The organism is Sphaerisporangium sp. NPDC049457, from assembly GCF_055586705.1.
Window position 1 is genome coordinate 197,350 of the sequence record NZ_JBVJHR010000014.1, and the last position, 21,705, is coordinate 219,054.

General features: G+C 73.6%; 9 protein-coding genes. 4 read left to right on the forward strand and 5 right to left on the reverse strand.

The window, feature by feature from the left end:
- Positions 1-2,972 (forward strand): LamG-like jellyroll fold domain-containing protein (locus ACZ6QO_RS22870; protein WP_465853605.1); only part of this gene is annotated, 2,972 nt, incomplete at its 5' end.
- A 106-nt stretch (positions 2,973-3,078) separates the two neighbouring features.
- The gene (locus ACZ6QO_RS22875) at positions 3,079-9,510 is read left to right on the forward strand and encodes an RHS repeat domain-containing protein (protein ID WP_465853606.1); all 6,432 of its coding nucleotides are present in this window, start codon (positions 3,079-3,081) and stop codon (positions 9,508-9,510) included.
- Between the two features lie 291 nt (positions 9,511-9,801).
- On the opposite strand, the gene ACZ6QO_RS22880 is transcribed toward ACZ6QO_RS22875, so the two are convergent.
- Positions 9,802-10,809, reverse strand: a complete 1,008-nt coding sequence (locus ACZ6QO_RS22880; RefSeq protein WP_465853607.1) for a MaoC family dehydratase — start codon at positions 10,807-10,809, stop codon at positions 9,802-9,804.
- 195 nt (positions 10,810-11,004) lie between these two features.
- Here ACZ6QO_RS22880 and ACZ6QO_RS22885 point away from each other — a divergent pair, with 195 nt between their 5' ends.
- Entirely contained in the window at positions 11,005-14,742 is a 3,738-nt protein-coding gene (locus ACZ6QO_RS22885; RefSeq protein WP_465853608.1) for a S8 family serine peptidase, read from the forward strand.
- Positions 14,743-14,860: 118 nt separating this feature from the next.
- Here ACZ6QO_RS22885 and ACZ6QO_RS22890 read toward each other — a convergent pair whose 3' ends face one another.
- The 4 genes from ACZ6QO_RS22890 to ACZ6QO_RS22905 are packed head-to-tail and all read right to left on the reverse strand — an operon-like array spanning position 14,861 to position 20,123.
- Positions 14,861-16,834 (reverse strand): amylo-alpha-1,6-glucosidase, encoded by a 1,974-nt coding sequence (locus ACZ6QO_RS22890; RefSeq protein ID WP_465853609.1) that lies wholly within the window; start codon positions 16,832-16,834, stop codon positions 14,861-14,863.
- Positions 16,835-16,892: 58 nt separating this feature from the next.
- Positions 16,893-18,257: an MGH1-like glycoside hydrolase domain-containing protein gene (locus ACZ6QO_RS22895; RefSeq protein WP_465853610.1), complete on the reverse strand. Its 1,365-nt coding sequence runs from the start codon at positions 18,255-18,257 to the stop codon at positions 16,893-16,895.
- Positions 18,254-19,069: a TIM barrel protein gene (locus ACZ6QO_RS22900; RefSeq protein ID WP_465853611.1), complete on the reverse strand. Its 816-nt coding sequence runs from the start codon at positions 19,067-19,069 to the stop codon at positions 18,254-18,256. The genes ACZ6QO_RS22895 and ACZ6QO_RS22900 overlap by 4 nt, the downstream gene beginning before the upstream one ends.
- Positions 19,070-19,076: 7 nt before the next feature.
- Positions 19,077-20,123 (reverse strand): zinc-dependent alcohol dehydrogenase, encoded by a 1,047-nt coding sequence (locus ACZ6QO_RS22905; protein WP_465853612.1) that lies wholly within the window; start codon positions 20,121-20,123, stop codon positions 19,077-19,079.
- Between the two features lie 156 nt (positions 20,124-20,279).
- On the opposite strand from ACZ6QO_RS22905, the gene ACZ6QO_RS22910 reads away from it, so the two are divergent.
- Positions 20,280-21,674 carry an ABC transporter substrate-binding protein gene (locus ACZ6QO_RS22910; protein ID WP_465853613.1) on the forward strand — a complete coding sequence of 465 codons (1,395 nt, stop codon included), beginning with the start codon at positions 20,280-20,282 and terminating at the stop codon, positions 21,672-21,674.
- Positions 21,675-21,705 lie beyond the last annotated feature (31 nt).

A 21,705-nucleotide genomic window follows, 5' to 3' on the forward strand; every position in this document is an offset into this window, starting at 1 on the left:
CCGTAGATGGGGGGGACTCCAAGGGGAACATCACTCCCGGCGCCACTCGCCGCCCCCCCCCCCCCCCCGCCCCCCCCCCCCCCCCCTCCGCCGAGGACGACGCCGCCATCGTCGAGCAGGACGCCGCCGACGGTCCGGCTCCCGGGGCCCGGCACGCCCAGCTGCCCATCCAGGTCGGCGCGGACCGGCTCACCCTCGTCCCGGACCTCGGCCTGCTCCGCCAGCAGGACGAGGCCGCCTACCCCGTCTACATCGACCCGACCGTCACCTGGGGCGAGAGCGACAGGACGCTGCTGCGCTCGGACGGCTACGAGTCGTACAACTGGGGCAACGGCGACGACGACCGGGGCAAGGGCGTCGGCCACTGCGGAAGCTGGAACGGCTACTACTGCGGCCCCGGCTACACCCAGCGGCTGTACTTCCAGTTCTCGCCCGCCAGCCTCAAGGGCAAGAGCGTGCTGAGCGCGGAGTTCCGCGTCACCGAGCCGTGGGCGTTCCAGTGCGACCCGCGGACGGTCGACCTGAAGCGCACGAACAACATCTCCTCCTCCACCACCTGGTCCAGCAGGCCCACGGAGCTGGACCTGATGGTCGACCGCACCGTGTCGGCCGGCCGCGGCTCCCTGTGCGACCCCGACCAGCCGACCGCGCCGATCATCTTCAAGGACAACGCCGACGAGACCAACGAGAACCTCACCCCGACCGTGAAGGACTTCGCGGCGGGCAAGTTCTCCAAGCTCACGCTGGAGCTGCGGGCGCACAACGAGAGCGACACCTCCGCGTGGAAGCGGTTCCGCAACGACGCCGTGCTCGCCGTGGACTACGCGGGCGTGCCCGCCGCCCCGACCGGCGTGGGCATCGTCACCGGTTCTGGCACGGTGTGCGAGAAGAGCTCGACGGCGCCCGCCATCGTCGCCTCGCCGACGCCCCAGCTCGCGACCACCCCGCAGACCGCTTCGGGCGGCGAGTCCGGGGCGACGCTGCGAGGCGCGATGAACGTCTCCAAGAGGAACGCCGACGGCACCTGGTCGGATGTCTTCACAACGATGGAGCGGCCGACCACCGGGTCGGTCGGCGACAACACGAAGGTCACCGGCACCACCCCGGCGCTGCCTGAGGGAGTGCTGTACCGCTACAAGTCGTGGACACGCTCGTACTACAGCGGCCTCACCAAGTACCTGTCCGGCCCCTCCAGCGACTCGACCACCGGCTACTGCTACTTTAAGATCGACACCACCTCGCCGAAGGCGCCGGTGATCACGCCCGGCGCCCCGTACAGCGCCTGCGCCACCACGTGCGTGGCGGCCGGCGGCCCAGGGCAGGGGGCGACGTTCACGTTCGCCCCGGCGTCCGGTGACGCCAACGTGGCCTACCAGTACCGCCAGTCCACCACGCCCACCTGGTCGGCGGACATCGCCGGCTCCACGGTGACCCGCGTGATCACTCCGCAGACCTCGGGCACCTACAGTCTCTACGTGCGCGCCAAGGACGGCGCGGGCCGGTACGGCGCCACCGCGGTGATCGACTTCCTGGTGGCCGCGGGCGCGGGCCCGGTCGGCAGGTGGCACTTCGGCGAGGACTCCGGCGTCGCCGCCGACTCCGCGACCGACCCGACACGCCACGACGCCACGCTGTACGGCGGCGCCGCGCGGGACGGCCGGGGACGCCGCGGCGAGCTGTGGTACGACGACGCCGGCGCTCCGCTGGCCACCCCGAAGACCGACAAGGGCCTGAGCATGAACGGCACGTCGGCGTACGCCGCGACCGCGGGGCCGGTGCTGGAGACCCGCTCGGCCTACTCGGTCGCCGCCTGGGCGCGTCCGGACAAGCTGACCGCGAGCGGCCTGGTGCTGTCGCAGGACGGCGCGGGCGGCTACACCCCCTTCGCCCTCTGGTACGACAAGAGCCGCGTCTCCTACTGCTTCGGCGTCAAGGACAAGGACGAGTACGACGGCGGCAAGGCGTACCACGCCGTCTGCGCGAAGAACAACTCGGCCCAGGTGAACGCCTGGAGCCACCTGACCGGCACCTACGACCCGGCGACGCAGCAGGTGAACTTCTACCTCAACGGCCTGTGGCAGGGTGCCACCACCGCGCCCAGCGCGTGGTCGGCCACCGGCCCGTTCACCATCGGCCGCTACCAGTGGGCCAACCTCGACCAGTACTACTTCCCCGGCTCCATCGACGAGGCCGCGGCCTGGCAGCGCGTCCTCACCCCCGAGGAGGTCGCCGCGGAGGCGCGCTCGGAGTCGGCGGCGTCGGGGCGCAACGACGTGGAGCTGGTGGCCGGCTGGGACCCGGCGGGCGTCACCGGCACGGCGCTGACCGACGCGACCTCCGGTTACGGGCGGGCGCTGACGCTGGCCGGAGGCGCCGCGCTGGACGGTGAGGGCCTGGTGCTGGACGGCGTGGACGGCGCGGCCACCACTCCGGGCTCGGTCGTCGACGACACCGGATCCTTCACCGTGACGGTGAAGGCCGAGCTCGACCGGGACAAGGTGCTCGCGATGCCGGTCGGCGCGATCGGCCAGGTGGCCGGGCAGCGCACCGCCGACGGGGCCTCGTGGGGCGTCTGGTTCGAGCTGTCCGGCAAGGAGACGCAGCTCGACGACGACGGCAACGAGATCATCGTCCCGGTCGGCTTCTGGCGCTTCGGCCGGGTCAACAAGGACGGCACGAAGAACTGGGTGAGCTCGGACGAAACGGCGAGCCTGTCGAGCCCGGTGCGGCTGACCGGTGTCTACGACGCCCTGGCCCAGAGCGGGCCGGTGGTGCGGCTCTACGTCGGCCACGAGCAGAACGACCTCGACATGCCTTACACCGCGGCCGCCGGATCGGGCGACTTCGCGGTGGGCAAGGGCTTCAGCGCGACCGCCTGGGGCCACTACCTGCCGGCGAAGATCACCGATCTGCGGCTCTGGGCCGGAGCCATGTCCGACTCCGACCAGATCGACGCCATCGTCGGCGACTGACGGTCGGCGACCGACGACACGCGGGGCACCGCACCCCGGTCCCCGCGTGTCCTTTATTCCCGGTTGATCAGCGGGTTCTCTTTCATCCTCCCGAGGAGGTCGGATCATGCGTCGGTCCCGACTGCGCGCCGCCGTGGCCACCACGGTGGCGGCGGCGATGACATTGGCCCTGGGGGTGACGTTCACGGCGCCCGCGACGGCGGCCGCCGTGCCCGGCGCCCCCCCAGTGCCGGAACAACGGTCCAGCAAGGTGCGGGCCATGGACGCCCGCGGCGCGGCGGAGGCCAGGCAGCAGGCCGCCGCGTCCAAGGCGCGCAACGACGCCGCGGCCGACCGGGCCACCCGGGAGCGCAGGGCCGCGTGGCCGAAGGCGGGCGCGGCGGACATCGCGGCGGGCGCCGGGAGCGTCAGCGTGGGCGGGCTGCCGGTCACCCTGACGCCGGCGGCCGGCCAGGACTCCGGCACCCCGGCCCCCGCCTCGCCCGGCACGACGGCCGGACTCCCGGCCGCCGCATCTCGGCCGAGCGGCTCCCAGAGCGCCGCGTCCCGCGCCACCGGGGCCCCCGCGGCCCGCATGGAGGTGCTCGACCGGGCGGCCGCCGAGGCCGCCGGCGTGGACGGCGTGCTCATGGCCGTCTCCGCGCCGGTCCCCGGCGGCGCGACCCTGAGCGTGGACTACGCCTCGTTCGCCGCGATGTACGGCGGCGGCTGGAGCGGCCGTCTGCGCCTGGTCCGGCTCCCCGCCTGCGCGCTGACCACGCCGGGTGCGGCGGAGTGCCGCACGCCGTCCCCGCTGGACTCGGTCAACGCCCGCACCGCGCGGACCCTGTCCGCGCCGGTCACGCTCGGGACCTCCGCCACGGTGCTGGCCGTGACCGCCACCACCGCGGGCACGGGCGGCGAGTCCCCCGACGGCAGCGGCGACTACGGGGCGACACCGCTGGCCGCGTCGTCCACCTGGGAGGCGGGCGGCGGCTCGGGTTCGTTCACCTGGTCCTATCCGATCGCGCCGGTGGAGCCCGCGGCGGGACCCGCGCCGGCCCTCGACCTGTCCTACGACTCGGGCGGCGTGGACGGGCGCACCGCCACCAGCAACAACCAGGGCACCTCGGTCGGCGAGGGGTTCGAGCTGGCCGCCACCTCCTACATCGACCGCCAGTACGGTTCCTGTGACGACGACGGTCACGACGACCAGGACGACCTGTGCTGGAAGTACGACAACGCCTCCCTCGTCCTCAACGGCAAGTCCACCGAGCTGGTCAAGGACGACACCAGCGGCAAGTGGCGCCTGAAGAACGACGACGCCTCCACCGTCACCCACTCCACGGGCGCCGACAACGGCGACGACAACGGCGAGTACTGGACCGTCATCACCGGCGAGGGCACCAAGTACGTCTTCGGCCTGAACAAGCTGACCGGCGCGGGCACCGAGCGCACCGGCTCGGTGTGGACGGTGCCGGTGTACGGCGACGACGCCGGCGAACCCGGCTACACCAAGGGTGACGCCTTCGCCGGCCGCTCGCTCACCCAGGCCTGGCGATGGAACCTCGACTACGCCGAGGACACCCACGGCAACGCCATGTCGTACTGGTACACGGCGGAGACCAACTACTACCGCAAGAACAAGGCCGACACCGCGACGACCATGTACACGCGCGGCGGATACCTGGACAAGATCCTCTACGGCCAGCGGTCCGACACGCTCTTCACGGCCACCGCGCCGGACAAGGTGGCCTTCTCCTACGCCGAGCGCTGCACCGCCGCCGACTGCGGCAGCCTGACCGAGAGCACCGCGAAGAACTGGCCCGACGTGCCCTTCGACGCCATCTGCGCCAAGGACGCGAGCAAGGACGACTGCCACGCGCTGGGCCCGGCGTTCTTCTCACGCAAGCGGCTGGTGAAGATCGAGACGTCCGTGCTGTCGGGCACCGCGTACAAACCGGTCGACTCCTGGGCGTTCACCCAGCAATACCTGGACGGCGGCGACATCGGCGACACCTCCGACCAGACGCTGTCCCTGATGTCGATCGTGCGCACCGGGTCGGCCCCGGAGTCGCCGGTGAGGCTCGACCCGGTCTCCTTCACCTACCTCATGCGCCCCAACCGGGTCGCGGGCGGCACCCAGCCGGGCGGCGGGAACATCCTGCCGCTGACCAGGCCGCGCATCGAGACGGTGACCTCGGAGACCGGCGCGGTCACGCGGGTCACCTACAACGAACCGGAATGCGTGCGCGGCACGCTGATGCCCGCGGCCGAGGACGACAACACGCTGTCCTGCTACCCGCAGTTCTGGCACATCAACGGCGCGACGGACGCGTCCATCGACTGGTTCCGCAAGTACCGGGTGCTCGCGGTGAACACCGCCGACCCGGCCGGGCACAACCCGCTCACCGAGTACGCCTACGAGTACGAGCAGCCGGCCTGGCACTACAACGACAGCCCGTTCACCCCGGCCGACGAGCGCACCTGGTCGATCTGGCGCGGCTACCGGAAGGTCACCAGATACGTCGGCGACACCGACGGCACCCGCACGAAGAGCGTCTCGGTGTTCCTGCAGGGCATGAACGGCGACCGGCTGCTCAAGACCGTCTCCCCCAGGGTCCTCGACCCCGACAGGCGGCGCGCCGTCTCCGTCCCCGGGCTCGACGTGGCGGGTCTGGACGTGCCCGACCTCACCGACTCCGAGCAGTACGCGGGCTTCACCCGAGAGGAGATCACCTACAACGGGGCCGACCCGGTGCAGGTGTCGGTCGGCGACCCCTGGTCCGCGCGCACCGCGACCCAGCACAAGTCGTACGCCGACACCGAGGCGTACTACGTGCGCACGGGGAAGACCTCGGAGCACACCTATCTGACCGTGCCGAAGACCTGGCGCACCGTCACCACGGCCACCACCTACGACGCCTACGGCATGCCCGTCACGCAGGACGAGACCGGCGACACCGCCAAGAGCGGCGACGAGACGTGCACCCGCACCTGGTACGCCCGCGACGACACCAAGGGCATCAACTCCCTGGTCTCCCGCACCCGTCAGGTCGGGCGCCCATGCTCGGTCAAGGAGGCCGACCTGTCGCTGCCCACCGGCACCACCACGGCCGGCGACGTGATCTCCGACACCGCCACGGTCTACGACAACGCCGCCACGACGGGCTGGTCCGCCGGCCAGAAGCCGGTCAAGGGCGAGGAGACCTGGACGGGGCGGGCCACCGGCTACCCGGCGGCGGTCACCGGCAACGACCGGCCGCCGACCGGCTGGCAGCGCACCGCCAAGACCACCTTCGACACGCTGGGCCGGCCGCTGACCGTCACCGACGCGGCCGGCAACGCCACCACCACCGCCTACACGCCGACCGGCGCCGGCGTCCCCACCAAGACGGTGGTCACCGACGCCAAGCAGCAGAAGGTCACCACCTTCCTCGACGGCATGCGCGGCCTGCCGGCGCGCACCTACGACCCGAACAACGCCAAGACCGAGCAGACCTACGACGGGCTCGGCCGGCTGACCGCCGTATGGCTGCCCGACCGCAGCCGGGGCGGCGGCGAGACGCCCAGCACGTCCTACTCCTATGTCTTCGAACGGGGCAAGGCGCCCGCGATCGGCACCTCCATCATCAAGTCGTCCACCACGGCGAGCTGGTCGTACGAGATCTTCGACTCGCTGCTGCGGCCCATGCAGACCCAGCGGCCCACGCCGAACGGCGGCAGGCTGCTGACCGACACCCGCTACGACTCGCGCGGCCTGGCCTTCGAGACCTACGCCGACATCTTCGACTCCGCGCAGACGCCCAACGCCACCTACACCCGTGAGGAGTACGGCGAGGCGCCCAAGCAGACCGACCTCGTCTTCGACGGCGCCGGACGGGAGATCGCCGCCACCTTCCGCAGCTACGGCGTGCCGAAGTGGACGACGACCACCTCCTACACCGGTGACTCCACAGCCACCAGCGCCGTGACCGGCGGCAAGGCGACCCGCACCATCACCGACGCACTGGGCCGCACCGTCGAACGGCGCGAGTACGACTCTCCCTCGCCCGCCGACACCCAGTACGGCGCCATGACGGCCGGCGGGCACGCGGACACCGCCTTCACCTACACCCCCGGCGACCTGCAGCGGACCGTCACCGGCCCCGACGGCGCCACCTGGTCCTCCACCTACGACCTGTTCGGCCGGCAGACCGGTGTCAACGACCCCGACAAGGGCGCGGGCACCATCGGCTACACCGCGCTGGACCAGGTCGACAAGGTCACCGGCGCGAACGGCTCGGTGCTGCTGTACTCCTACGACGAGATCGGCCGCAGGACCGGGCTGTGGTCGGGGTCGCGCACGGACGCCGGCAAGCTCGCCGCCTGGACCTACGACACCGTGGCCCTGGGGCGGCCGGCCACCTCGACCAGCTACGACGGCGGGGTCTCCGGCAAGGCGTACACCAGGAAGGTGCTCGCCTACGACGCGCGGTACCGGGCGACCAGCACCGAGCTCGACCTCGACCCGAACGACCCGATGGTGGTCTCCGGCGCCGCGAAGGCGGTGTACACCTTCGCCAGCTCCTTCAACCTGGACGGCACGCTGAAGGACTCCACGGAACCGGCCGCCGCGGGGCTGCCCGAGGAGATCGTCAGCCTGGCCTACACGCCGACCGGGCAGGTCGTCAGGGTCACCGGCGGCAAGGACTACCTCCAGACGGCGAGCCACAACGCGCTCGGACAGCCTCAGCAGTTCACCCTCGCGCTGTCCGGGGCCACGACCGCCAAGAAGACCTTCATCACCAACACCTACCAGGAGGGCACCGACCGGCTCACGCGGTCCTTCGTCACCACCCAGTCCACGCCCGTCAAACCCCAGGACCTCAACTACCGCTACGACGACGCGGGCAACGTCACCTCGATCGCCGACGTCCCCACCCAGGACGGCGCCGGCCCGAGTGACATCCAGTGCTTCACCTACGACGGACAGCGCCGCCTGACCGAGGCGTGGACCCCGGCCACCGACGACTGCACGAGCAAGACCCTCGGGGGCGCGGCCCCGTACCGCACCGCCTACACCTACAACACCGCCGGCCTGCGGGCCACCGAGACGCGGTACAACGGCGGATCCGCCACCACCTCGACCTACTGCTACGGCGACACGGTCAGGCGGCACGCCCTCACGGCGCTCACGACCACCGGGTCGTGCACCGGTGTGACCCCCACCTACGGCTACGACAAGTCCGGCAACACGACCGGCCGCAACGGCCAGGTTTTGACCTGGGACGCGCAGGGCCGCATCGCCACCCTGACCCAGGGGACCAAGAGGACCGACTACCTGTACGACGCCGACGGGGCGCTGCTGATCCGCCGCGCGGTGGGCGACGGCGAAAGCGTGCTCTACCTCGGCGCCACCGAGATCCACGCCAAGAAGACGGGGACCACCGTCAAGACCTGGGGCAGCCGCTTCTACTCGGCCGACACCCAGGTGATCGCGGCGCGCTCCACGGAGACGGGGACCGACACGGTGTCCTTCCTCGCCGGCGACGCCCACGGCACCTCCTCGCTGGCGGTCGAGGCGAACACCCAGGCCGTCAGCAAGCGCTTCACGACCCCGTTCGGTGCGCCGCGCGGCACGACGGTCGGCGGCGCCTGGCCCGACGACAAGGGATTCCTCGGCAAGCCCGCCGACGCGGCCACCGGGCTCACCTCCGTAGGGGCCCGCATGTACGACCCGCTCATCGGCAGGTTCCTGAGCGTGGACCCGGTGCTGAACACCGACCAGAGCCAGTCGCTGAACGGCTACTCCTACGGCAACGCCAACCCGGCGACGTTCAGCGACCCGACCGGCGAGGACGTCGGGCTCCCCCGCAACTCCTGCTCCTACGACATCAAGTACTGCTCGAAGAAGGTGCAGGCCCAGCTCGGGTACGACCCGAAGACGGGCAAGGTCCACCTGGGCAAGAACAAGGGCAAGGGCAAGGGCAAGCCGTCCCCGTCCCCCGGCCCGGCGCCGAAGGCGCCGCCCGGCGGGTGCCACTGCGGGGGCGGGGGTGTCATCCTGCCGCTGGCGGTGGCGGCGCGCCCGTTCCACTGGAGGAACAACGCCAACGGCGCCAACCAGATGGCCGTTGACTACTACTTCGCCAACCCCGGCGCGCAGAGTTGTGAACGCCGCGCCCTCCAGTACGTCTGCTTCGGCGGATCTCCCGGAGGCGACCAGCCGATGACGATCGGGGACGTCATGTTCTACCCCCTATCGAAGACCAGGTATCTGAAGCAGTTGGACACGGAGAAGGACCGCCGGAACGAGATCAAGAATCTCCAGAAGGTCGCCGGCCGAACGGTGGCGGACGAGCAGGGCCCGAACCTGGAGAAGCACGAGGCCGTGCACTCCAAGCAGTGGGCGCGGTACCTGTCGGCCAGCGACTTCGTGCGGGATTACGGTTTCGCCTCGGCGTACTCGAAGGCCAAGAGCGGCGACCCGGCGGTGCTCAACGGCTTCGAGCAGGAGGCCAACCTGTGGTGGGGCGGCTACCTGAAGTGGGAACCTCTGGAGTACCACGCCCCGTGACGACGGTCCCAAGGCCGCAGACGCTGCCCTGGGACGCGGGGACGAGAACCTGAAGACGGCCCGGGGTGATCTCCTGCGCGGCGCCCCGGGCCGTTGTGAGGCGTGACCGGCGGCGCTCCCTGTCCTGCGGGGCGGCGCCGTCGGTCGTCCGGCGGCGCTCCCGGGCGGCGTCCACGTCTTCGTGCGCCAGTGCCCGCCGGGCACCGAGAAGTGGGCCTGGGTGCCGCCGGGCTCGATCGGCCCCTGCCTCGGGGGGCCGGGGCGGGCGCGGTGGGCGGGCGGCCGCGACGCTCAGGCCATGACGGCGACGAACCGCCAGTCCAGTACGTCACTTCGCCCGGCCCCGGCGGCCGTTGTGACAAGTGAGCGCAGGTGGACCAGCCCGCCGCCGCCCGGAAGCTCCTGGCGGCGTTCGACGCCGATCTCGCTGTACAGCGTGTCGCCCTCGTGCACGGGGCCGAGGTGGTCGCAGCCGTGCCAGGCCACGACCGTGACGAGGTTCGGCAGCGCGCGGACGGCCTGGGACAGCGCCAGGCCGATCGTGTGCCCGCCATAGACCAGCCGCGACCCGCCCGCCGCCCGCGCGTCGTGGTGCACCTGCGCCACGTTGACCGTCAACCGGGCCAGCTCCGGCGCGCCGGACACCACGTCTCCCCCGCCGACCTCCCAGCGGTCGCCCTCGGCCACGTCCGCGAAGTGCCGGCCGCCCACCAGCTCCCTGAACCGGTCAAGCCGCCAGCCCTCCAGCAGGCCGGCCGCGGCGTTCGCCAGGCCGGCGTCCCCGGCCGGCGCGCCGACCCGGTCCAGGTCGGCGTCATGGCCGGTGCGCGCCCCGGGGTCGCGCAGCGGGATCATCGCGCACCGCCAGAAGCCGAGCACCGGGCGCCCGTCCTGGTCGGCCGTCGTGACGCGCAGCGCCGCCAGGCCGGTCGGGCGGCGTCCCGGCCTCGGCGTGTTCTGGCGCAGCGCGACCACCTCGGTGGAGGTGCGCAGCGTGTCGCCGATCAGCGGCATCCGGCGCAGGACCAGGCCCCGGTAGAACAGGTTGGCCTTGACGTGGTGGGTGACCAGCGTGGACTGGCCGATCGCCACGTCCCAGACCAGCGCGGGGTGGGCCGGCGTCCCCCCGCCGGTGACCTCCCGGCACAGGTGCGCGTCGAGCGGCAGTCTCAGGCGGTCGCCCACGATCGCCCGGTGCGCCGCCGCCATGCCGTCGGTGAGCGTCACCCCCGGCGCGTCCGCGAACACCCGGCCCACGGCCAGTTCCTCGAAGTAGGGACCTTCGCTGATCGTCGCCATCACGCCTCCCGCGGCCCACCCTAACCGCCAAGATCACCTCCGCCGCCGAGCGCGCCCCGGCGTCCCGGCGGGCGTCCGGCAGGCGGCTTCGCATATGCGACATGGCACAAATGCGCCAAAGAGGAACAGGGCCGAAAGCTCGGGCGCCTGTCCACAATCTAGTGATCTCGCTGCCCTCTTAGCTTTGGGGTTCCCTTGTCATTCCCTCCCTCACGGGGACGCGGGCTGGTGGCGCTGGCCGCCGCGCTCGCGGCGCTCGCGGCCGTCCCACCGGCCGACGCCTCCACCGCCACGGCTCCCGGCGCCGCGCCGGAGCCGGCCGCCGCGGCCCGCGCCGCCGCCGGACGCACGGTCACGCTGATCACCGGTGACAAGGTGACCGTCGGCACCGCGTCCGACGGCGCCGAGACCCGCACCGTGCTCGGCCCGGACGGCCGCCCGGCCGACGTCGTCACCCACGCCGAGAAGGGTCAGACCTACGTCTACCCGCGCTCCGCGCTGCGGTATCTGGCCGCCGGCCTGCTGGACCGCGACCTGTTCAACGTCACCCGGCTGCTGGCCGACGGCTACGACGACGCGCACAGCACCCGCCTGCCGCTGATCGTCTCCTACACCGACGCCGCCGCCCGCTCGCGCACCACCGCGCTGCCCCAGGGCGCGCGCCAGGTGCGCTCCCTGACCAGCGTCCAGGGCGCGGCGGTGGACGCCGACCGCTCCGCCGCGTTCTGGGCCGCGCTCACCAAGGGCGCGACCCTCCCCTCCCCCTCCCAGCGCGCCGGCGGCCAGGGTTCCCTGGCGGGCGGCATCGCCAAGGTGTGGCTCGACGGCAAGGTGCGGGCCGACCTCACCGCCAGCACCGCCCAGATCGGCGCCCCCAAGGTGTGGGACGCCGGCAACACCGGCGAGGGCGTCGAGGTCGCCGTCCTGGACACCGGCATCGACGCCGGCCACCCCGACCTCGCCGGGCAGGTGGCCGACAGCCGGAGCTTCGTGCCCGAGCAGACCGTCGAGGACGGCCAGGGCCACGGCACGCACGTCGCCTCCACCATCGCCGGCACCGGCGCCGCGTCCGGCGGCGCGGAGAAGGGCGTGGCCCCCGGCGCCCGGCTGCTCGTCGGCAAGGTGCTGGACGACTCCGGCGGCGGCCAGGAGTCGTGGGTGATGGCCGGCATGGAATGGGCCGCCCGCGAGCGGCACGCCAAGGTCATCAGCATGAGCCTCGGCGGCGGCCCGTCCGACGGCACCGACCCGCTCAGCATGGCCGTCAACGCGCTGAGCGCCGAGACCGGTTCGCTGTTCGTCATCGCCGCGGGCAACGCGGGCGGCGACTACACCGTCTCCTCCCCGGCCGTGGCGGACGCCGCGCTGGCCGTCGGCGCGGTGGACGCCTCCGACGCGCTCGCCGCCTTCTCCAGCCGGGGCCCGCGCCCCGGCGACGGCGGGCTCAAGCCGGAGCTCACCGGCCCCGGGGTCGACATCCTCGCGGCGCGCTCGCAGTACGCGACCGAGGGCGAGGGCTTCTACCAGACGATGAGCGGCACCTCCATGGCCACGCCGCACGTCGCGGGGGCGGCCGCGCTGCTGGCCGCCCAGCACCCCGACTGGAGCGGCCCGCGCCTGAAGGACGCCCTGGTCAGCACCACCGAGCCCACCCCCGACCTCGCCGTGTCCGCGGCCGGCGCCGGACGGGTGGACATCGCCGCCACCACTTCCGCGACCGTGTTCGCCACGGCGAGCGCGTTCGCCGGCTTCCACGCCTACCCGGCCGCGCCCGGCGCCACCAGCGGCAAGGAGGTGACCTACACCAACATCGGGGACGCGCCGGTCACCCTCGACCTCGCCGCCCGCTTCACCGGCGCCCCGCAGGCCGCGTTCACGCTGTCGGACTCGCGGATCACCGTCCCCGCGCACGGCGCCGGCACGGTGACGGTGACGGCGCACCTGGACGAGGTGCCGGCCGACGCCCCGGTCTCGGGCACGGTGGAGGCCACCGACGCCGCCGGCGCGATGCGCGCCCGCACCCTGATCGGCGTCACCAAGGAGGGCGAGCGCCACACGCTCACCCTCACCGCCAAGGACCGCTCCGGCCGGCCGCTGAGCGGCGGCCTGATCCTCACCGCCAAGCGGTTCTTCGCCCCGGTCTACATCGACGAGACCGGCACCGTGGATCTGCGCATCCCGGCCGGCGACTACACCGGGTGGCTGGACGCCGACCTGGAAGGCGCGAACGGCCCGCACACCAAGGGTCTCGGCCTGCTCACCGTCACCGGCATCCGGCTCGACCGCGACCGCACCGCCGTCTTCGACGCGCGCAAGGCGCGCCGGCTCACCGCCGTCGCCCCCAAGGAGAGCACGCTCAGCGGCATGCGCCTCGACATCTACCGGGGCATCGCCGACGACGACTACAGCGCCTCCAGCCGGTGGCCGGACAGCTCCTACGACAGCGTCTGGACCCTCCCGACCGGCGCCAAGGTGCGCGAGGGCGAGCTGGAGGTGGGCGGCCACTGGCGGCTGGAGCAGCCGCCGCTGACGGTCGCCACCGCCGACGGCGCCTTCGACGACCTGATCGTGCAGCGCGGCGCGACGCCGCTGCCCAAGGGCCGCCACACCCTTTCCGCGGTGTTCGCCGGCGACGGCGGCGCGGCCGCCTACCGGTCCAGGCCCGCGAACGGCGCGGCCGTCGTGGTCAGGAACAACGGCACGGTCGGCCGTGAGGAGCAGGCGGCGGCCGCCGCCGCGGCGGGCGCCAAGCTGCTGCTGGTCGTCAACGACGGCGACGGCCGCATCGTGCCGTGGAACGACGGTGTCTACGCGCCGTCCAACCCGGCGCCGCTGACGGTGGCGTCGCTCAGCAGGGACGAGGGCGAGAAGCTGATCTCCCGCATCCAGAGCGGCCGCCGCACGACGCTGGAGGTCACCTCCAACCCGGTCACCGAGTACGTCTACGACCTGGTCCACCGCTTCCAGGGCGCCGTCCCCGACGAGCCCGTCTACCGTCCCCGCCAGGACGAACTGGCCCGCGTGGAGGTCTCCTTCCGCAACCACCGGCAGAGCAAGGCGATCGAGGACCGCGCCGACGTCTGGCGGTTCGGCCACAGCCCCGCGAGCAACTTCGGCGGCTGGACGACGCCGGCCGTCGGCGACCGCACCGACTGGGTCACGGCCGGCACTCAGTGGTACGAGCAGGCCATGATCGTGCGCGAGGTGCAGCAGGCCTCCACCGGCTACGTGAGCTACCGGGCGAGGACCACCACCGGCGCGCACTGGTTCGGCCCCGTCCACCGGCCGCGCCTCGCGTCCGAGACCGCGCCGCTGCGGCTGGACGGCACCCTGCACTTCGTGGTGCCCGGCTGGGGCGACTCGGGCTCGGGCCACGCCGGCGCCACCTACCTCAACGGGATGGTGTCCAACGGGCTGAAGCTGTACCAGGGCGACACCCTGCTCGGCGAGCGGCCCTACGACCAGCTCGCCGTCCCCGGCCTGCGGCCGGAGCGGCTGCCGTACCGTCTGGTGTCGGAGAACTCCCGCGGCGGGTGGGCGAACCCGTACTCCACCTCGACGCGCACCGAGTGGGGCTTCACCTCCGCCGAGGGCGAGCCCGGTGAGATCACCCGGCTGCCGCTGATCCAGCTGGACTACGCCGTCGACACCGACGTCTCGGGCAGGGCGCGCCGCCACGCCTCGCTGACCGTCACCCCGTCCCACCTGGACGGCGTGGCGGGGGCGGCGGCCATCCGCGCCGTCACGCTGGAGGTGTCCTACGACGACGGCGCCACCTGGCGCGAGACCGGCCTCCGCAAGGACGGGAACGGCTGGCGCGCCGGGCTCGACGCCCCGGCCACGGCGTCGTACGCCACCCTGCGCGCCACCGCCGCCGACGCCGCGGGCAACACCGTCGCGCAGACGATCGACCGTGCCTTCGGCCTGAAGTAGGAGCCGGGCCGGGAGGGCCTCACCCTCCCGGCTCCGATCCGTCCGACGGCCCTTCCCCGCGGCCACCCCCGCCGGCGACCACTCCCGCCGCCGGGGGTGGCCGCCCCCTTCACGCCGCTCAGGCGCCGGGCGCACCGTGCAGGGCGGTGAGCAGCGCGAGCGGAGCCGCCGCGGCCCACGCCTGCGGGGAGGAGGAGTGCGGGTAGGGCACCGGGCCGGGGTGCTCCGCCCGGCCGTACCCGGCCATGACCTCCGGCAGCCGCCACCCGTGCGGGGCGGCCGCCTCGACCAGGCCGCGCGCGACGGCGGCGGCCTGCTCGGCGAGCCCGGCGCGGGCCAGCCCGAGCGCGATGACCGCGTTGTCGTGCGGCCAGATGCCGCCTCGATGGTAGGACAGCGGGTGGTAGGGGGCCTGGCCCGCGGCGAGGGTGCGGACGCCGAAGCCGGAGAAGAAGTCCGGCGCGAGGAGCCGCCGTCCCACCACCCGCTCCTGCTCGGGGTCGAGGATGCCCGACCACAGCAGGTGCCCGGCGTCGGAGGCGAGCGCGTCGACCTGCCGGCCGTCGCCGTCCAGGGCGAGCGCGGGGAACGCGGGACCGGTCATCCAGAAGTCGCGGCGGAAGCGGGCCCTGAGGTCCGCGGCGGCCTCCTCCAGGCGATCGGCCTCGGCCGGGTCCCGCCACACGTCGCGGGCCAGCCGCGCCGTGCGCGTCAGGGCGTCGTAGGCGTACCCCTGCACCTCGCACACGGCCAGCGCGCCCTCGGCCTGGCGTCCGTCGGCGAAGCAGATCGCGCCGGGCGAGTCCTTCCAGTTCTGGTTGGCCAGCCCGCCGCGCGCCGCGTCGGAGGTGTAGCGCAGGTAGCCGTGCTCGCCGAGGCCGCCGTCGCCGAACATCCACGCGACCGCCGCGCGCGCGTGCGGCTCCAGGCGGCGGGCGAGCCCGGTGTCGCCGGTGGCCGTGGCGTGCGCCTCCAGCAGCACCAGGAACAGCGGGGTGGCGTCGACGCTGCCGTAGTAGCGGCCGTAGGGCACCTGCCGGAAGTGCGCGAGCTCGCCGTGGCGCACCTCGTGCACGACGCGCCCTGGCCGCTCCAGGCGTGCGGGGTCGTCCCGCGTCCCCTGCGCGGCGGCCAGCGCGAGCAGGGTGTGACCGGCGAGCCCGGGCCGGTAGGGCAGGGCGAACAGCGAGGTGAGCAGCGCGTCGCGGCCGAAGAGGGCGAGGAACCAGGGGATGCCGGCCGCGGGCACCAGCAGCCGTTCGCCCTCGAGGCCGGCGGCGGGGATGCGCAGCCGGTCCAGGTCGGCCAGGCCCTGCTCACAGGCGCGGGCCAGCCCGTCCCAGGAGGTGAGCGAGCCGGGCGCGGGCTCGACGTGGACGAACGCCTCGGCGCGGGCCCGCTGCCGGGCGCGCACGTCGGCGGGCGAACCCGGGCCGGGCGGCTCGGGGGCGCCGTGCGGGACGGCCAGCACGGTGAGCGCGAGCTCGGCCGCGCCGTGGGCGGGCAGCGTGAACCGCCAGGACAGGACGCGGCCGGTGCCGCCGTCCCCCGCCGGGCGGACGCCGTCCGGCGCGGGCGAGGCGGTGACCAGCGTCCTCGACCACCATCCCCGGCCCTCGCCTGCGTCGCCGGTATGGTCGCGCCGGTAGTGGAAGGCGACGCCGTCCGGGGTCTGGTGGACGGTGTGGCGGGCGCCCGGCTTGTCGTAGGAGCGGTGGTCGGCGCGCAGCTCGAACTGGTCGGCGAAGTCGGCGTCCACGTGGATCTCGACCGTCACGGCGGTGGGTTCGCCCCGGTTGGCGACCACCTGGACGTGCTCGGCGAACGCGCTCTCGGCCACCGCCTGGCGGCGGAAGACGGTGTAGGCCGGCGGCGCGTCCCGGGTGCCGGTCGGGGCCAGCACGCAGCCGTCGTCCGTCGCGGTCAGCAGGCCGGGGGACGCGCCCCCGGTGGTCAGCCGCCACCGGCTCAGGTGGCGGGCGTCGCGGACGAAAAGTCCGTCGGTCGCCGGGCCGCGGGCGCCGTCGATGTTCCCCTCGGCGGTCAGGGCGGCGAAGGTGCCGTCGCCGACCAGCAGGCGCCGGCCGGTCATCGGGCACCCCCTTCCTCGCGGGCGCCGGCCGCGAGGACGCGGCGGGAGCGACGGCCGGTCATCGGGACGGGTCCTGCCCGCCGGCGTCCTGGAGCAGGTCCAGCGCCAGGGCCGCGGTCCAGCTGAAGTGCCGGATGCCGCGCCCCTCCCCCGTGTACGGCTCCAGGTACTCGGCGAACCCGGAACGGCCGGCCTCGGTCAGCGCCTGCTCGCGCAGCCGCCCGGCCGCCTCGGCCTCGCCGTGCCGCACCAGGCCGCGGTGGATCAGCCAGGCCATGTTGAACCAGCTCGGCCCGCGCCAGTAGCGGTTGGCGTCGAACTCCGCGGCCGTCAGGTCGTAGCTCGGCACCAGGCGCACCCGCCCGAGCCGGAAGCGGGGGCCGTGCAGGGTGCGCACCAGGGCCGCCGCGATGTCCGCGGGCAGCCCGGGGACGGCCAGCGGCACCAGCCCGGACACGCTGTACCCGGGAATGGGCGCTCCGCTCACCAGGTCGCGGGCGAGGAAGACGCCCCCGGCCGGGTCCCAGAGGCGGTCGGCCAGGGCGGCGGTGGCCGCGTCGGCCCGCCGCCTGTGCGGGCCCGCGTCCGCGCCGACGGCCAGGGCGATCGAGGCGAGCGCGTGCTCGGAGGCGATGAGCAGGGCGTTGAAGCACGGGTCCTCGACGGCGAAGGCGTGCGGGGCGCGGGCGTCGTCGTAGGCGTGGTCGCGGTAGGAGGTGGCCAGGCGGACGTAGCGGGCGTAGTCCAGGTCGGTGGGCCGGTCGGCCGCGGGGCTGTGGGCGAGGTCGGTCCTGGTGAACGAGCCCGGCGGCGCGGGTTCGACCCTGGCCAGGGCCGCGTCCCAGACCGGGCTGTTGTCCAGGCCCGGCTCCCAGGGGTGGACGACGGCGGCCAGCCCGCCGCCGGCCAGGTCGCGGGCGCCGGCCAGGTAGCGGTGCCAGGCGGCCAGCCGCGGGTACAGGCGCGGCAGGAAGCCGCGGCGCCGCGACTCGGCGGGGTCGGCCAGGTGGACCTGCCAGGCGGCCAGGGCGTGGACGGGCGGCTGGACGATGCCGGAGGTCTGGGCGGCGGGCGGGGCGCCGGCGTCGCGGCCCGCCGCGGCGGAGCGCCAGAAGTCCGGTCCGGGGAAGTAGGCGCCGGCCGGCACGGCCGGGTTGAACGCGATGTGCGGGACGCGGCCGTCGCCCCACTGCGCGGCGAGCATGGTCTCCAGCTCGCGCTGGGCCCGGCGCGGGGAGATGTGCCGCAGCCCGAGGGCGACGAAGGCGGAGTCCCAGCTCCACTGGTGGGGGTAGAGGGCGCGCGAGGGGACGGTCGCCGCCCCGGTCCAGTTGGTGAGCAGGACGTGGGCGGCGGCCCGGCGCAGGCGTGCCCGCCGGCCGGCGCCCGGGGCGGTGGCGGCCGTCTCGGGATAGGTGATCATCCGGCGGCTCGGGCGATGAAGGAGGGGATGGAGCGGACGGCCTCCACCGGGTCCCCGGTGAGCCGGCACTCGACGGCCAGGTACCCGGCGTAGCCGATGGCGTCCAGCGCGCCGAGCCAGGCGGGCCAGTCGAGGTGGCCCGCTCCGGGCTGGAAGCGGTTGGAGTCGCTGACCTGGGCGTGGCCGATGAGCGGCGCGGCGGCGAGGATGGCGGCCGCGGGGTCGGACTCCTCGATGTTCATGTGGTAGCTGTCGACGCCGATGCGGACCGAGTCCAGGCCGACCTCGCGGATCAGGCCGGCGGCCTGCTCAAGCCGGTTGACCATGTGGTCCTCGTAGCGGTTGAGCGGTTCGAGGAACAGGGTGACGCCCTCCTTGCGCGCGTGCTCCCCCATCTCGGCGAGCCCTTCCAGCAGCACCTCGCGGTCCCGCCGCTCGTCGCGCGGCGGCTCGAACGGGGGCAGCCGGCGCGAGAACATGCCGTAGGAGGCGGGGGTCTGGGCGCCGAGCCCGCCCAGCTCGGCGATGACAGAAAGCTGGGACTTCATCTGCTCGACGGCGTCGCGGCGCAGGTCGTCGTCGAAGGCGCCGAAGAAGTGCGGCATGTCGACGCACACGGTGGGCATCACGACGCCGTCGGCGAGGGCCCGGCGCAGCTCGGGCAGCCGGTCACGGAAGTGGAAGCCCCCCTTGGCGCGCAGCTCGATGCCGTCGTAGCCGGCGTCGAGCGCGAAGTCCCACTTGCGCTGCAGCGTGTCACCGGGGAGCAGCTGCTCCTGGCAGGCGATCTTGAACGTGGTCATCTGCGTCATCGCCCTCTCAGAACTCCAGCACGACCTGGAGGGCGTCGGCGGGACGCTCATCCAGCAGGACGTAGGCCTTCGCCGCGTCGGCGGCCGGGATGACGTGGCTCACCAGGGAGGCGACGTCGACCAGCCCGTCGGCGACGAGCCGGAGGAAGGTGCGCTGGAGCCGCTCGACGCTCCAGCGGCCGGCGAGCTGCGGCGGCACGCCGCCGATCTGGGAGCTGACGAGCTGGACGCGGTTGTGGTGGAACTCGTCGCCGAGCCGCAGCCCGGCGCCGTCACCCTGGTAGAAGCCCGAGGCGACGACGCGGCCGCCGACGCTCACCGAGCGCACGGCCTCGTGCAGTGCCGGGTAGGCGCCGCTGATCTCGATGGCGACGTCGGCGCCCCGCCCGCCGGTGGCCTCGCGGACGCGTTCGGCGACGGCGTCGGTGCGCGCGTTGAGGGTGCGGGCGGCGCCGTACCGGACCGCGGTGGCGAGCCGGGCGTCCAGCGCGTCGACGGCGGTGACCCGGGCGCCGCTGAGCCCGGCCAGCCGGGTGACGAGCAGGCCGATCACGCCCTGGCCGAAGACGGCGACGTCCTCGCCGAGGTGCAGGTCGCCGGCGAGGACGGCGTTGTAGGCGATCGCGCCCACCCGGGCGAAGGCCCCGGCGAGCGGCGCCAGCCCGTCGGGCAGCCGGTGGCCGGCCATGCGCTCGGCCGGGACGACGCCCTCGCTGCGGTGCCCCCAGATGCCCCAGACCAGGTCGCCGGGCTCGGGCATCTCGGGCACGCCCGCGAGTTCGGGCGAGACCTCGACGACCTCGCCGACCTCGGAGTATCCCCACCCGGCCACGGGGTAGGCGATGCCCGGCCCTCCGTCGCGGAACAGGCGCGCCTCTGGGTCCCACGTGCGGGTCAGGTAGGGGTTGGTGCCCCGGTAGGCGGTGAGCTCGGTGCCCGCCGAGATGCCGGAGTACCGCGTGCGGACGCGGAGGTGACCGGGCGGCAGAGGGACCGGTTCGGCGGGGACGACCTCCACCTGGCGGGGGCCGGTGAACTGGACGACGCGTTCCACAGGAGACTCCGTGGGGGTGGTTTTTACGATGGATTGATCATTTTGGCCGGGGTTATGTCGAACATATCCCAGAGTTAGGTCTTGTCAACCGACAAAAGTGGTGCTCTGATGCAACACACACGAAACATGAGGCGGCAGTGAGGACGGTTCATACACATGTGGTCCCGTAGGTGGAGGGCACTGACGGCGGTCCTGGCCGTCATGGTGGGAGCCGGGCTGGCGTCCGGCTGCGCCGCACAGGGCAGGAGCGCCCCGGACGGCACGATCACGGTCTGGAGCCTGGAGAACCTCACCCCGCGCATGGAGGCGACCAAGAAGGTCGTCGCCGCCTTCGAGAAGGAGACCGGGGTACATGTCCGGCTGGTCGGCGTCGACGAGGGCCAGCTCTCCCAGCTGATCATGTCCGCGGCCGCCGCCGGGACGCTGCCCGACGTCATCGGCGGCGTCCCGCTGGCTGCGGCGTGGCAGATGTACACCAACGGGCTGCTCGACACCGCCGCCACCGGGAGGGTCGTCGAGGCCCTCGGCCCGGCCACCTTCAACGGCAACGCCCTGAAGCTGACCGCCGACGGCGCCACCCGCCTCGCCGTCCCGAGCGACGCCTGGCTGCAGATCCTCGTCTACCGCAAGGACCTGTTCGCCAAGGCGGGCCTTGCTCCCCCGGACACCTACGAGGCGATGCTCGCCGCCGCCAGGACGCTGAACGCCGGCGGCGTCAGCGGCATGTCCCTGGCCACCGACCCCAGCGACGTCTTCACCCAGCAGAGCTTCGAGGACCTGGCGCTCGCCAACGACTGCGAACTGGTCGGCTCCGGCGGCGCGGTCGGCCTCGGCGACCCGCGGTGCGCGCGCGCCTTCGACACCTACGACAAGCTCGCCGCCGACTACGGGGCCGCCGGCACCCAGACCGTGGACTCCACCCGCGCCACCTACTTCGCCGGGCGCTCCGCCATGATCGTCTGGTCGACCTTCCTGCTGGACGAACTGGCGGGCCTGCGCGCCGACGCCCTGCCGAGCTGCGCCGAGTGCGCCGATGACCCGGGGTTCCTGGCCGCCAACAGCGGCATCGTCACCGCCCTGAAGGGGCCGGACGCCGCCGAGCCCGCGCAGTTCGGCGAGATCGCCTCATGGGTGATCGGCAAGACCGCCGAGACCGCGCCCGCGAAGAAGTTCGTCCAGTACATGATGAGCACCGGGTACGAGGGCTGGTTCGGCATGGCCGCCGAAGGCAAGATCCCGGTCCGCGACGGCACGACCGGGGAACCGGACAAGTACCGCAAGGCCTGGCGCGCCAGCGACGTCGGCGTCGACACCAGGAAGCCCATGCAGTCGGTCTACTCCGCCGACCTGCTCGACGCGCTCGCCTCCGGCGTCGGCGACATGCGCCGCTGGGGCATCACCCAGGGCGAGGGCGCGCTGGTCGGCGCGACGCTCGGCGAGCTGCCGCTGCCCAAGGCGGTCGGCGCCATGACCTCCGGCCAGATCTCCCCCGGCGAGGCCGCGAGGCAGGCCGCCGAGGAGGTCGCGGCCCTGCGGAAGTCCCTCCAGTGAGCCGCCCCCCGGCCCCGTCCCCAGAGGAACC

Coding starts and splice junctions, on each gene's coding strand:
- ACZ6QO_RS22895 (WP_465853610.1), bottom strand. CDS start 18,257: ATGATCACCTATCCCGAGACGGCCGCCACCGCCCCGGGCGCCGGCCGG.
- ACZ6QO_RS22890 (WP_465853609.1), bottom strand. CDS start 16,834: ATGACCGGCCGGCGCCTGCTGGTCGGCGACGGCACCTTCGCCGCCCTG.
- ACZ6QO_RS22875 (WP_465853606.1), top strand. CDS start 3,079: ATGCGTCGGTCCCGACTGCGCGCCGCCGTGGCCACCACGGTGGCGGCG.
- ACZ6QO_RS22880 (WP_465853607.1), bottom strand. CDS start 10,809: ATGGCGACGATCAGCGAAGGTCCCTACTTCGAGGAACTGGCCGTGGGC.
- ACZ6QO_RS22910 (WP_465853613.1), top strand. CDS start 20,280: ATGTGGTCCCGTAGGTGGAGGGCACTGACGGCGGTCCTGGCCGTCATG.
- ACZ6QO_RS22900 (WP_465853611.1), bottom strand. CDS start 19,069: ATGACGCAGATGACCACGTTCAAGATCGCCTGCCAGGAGCAGCTGCTC.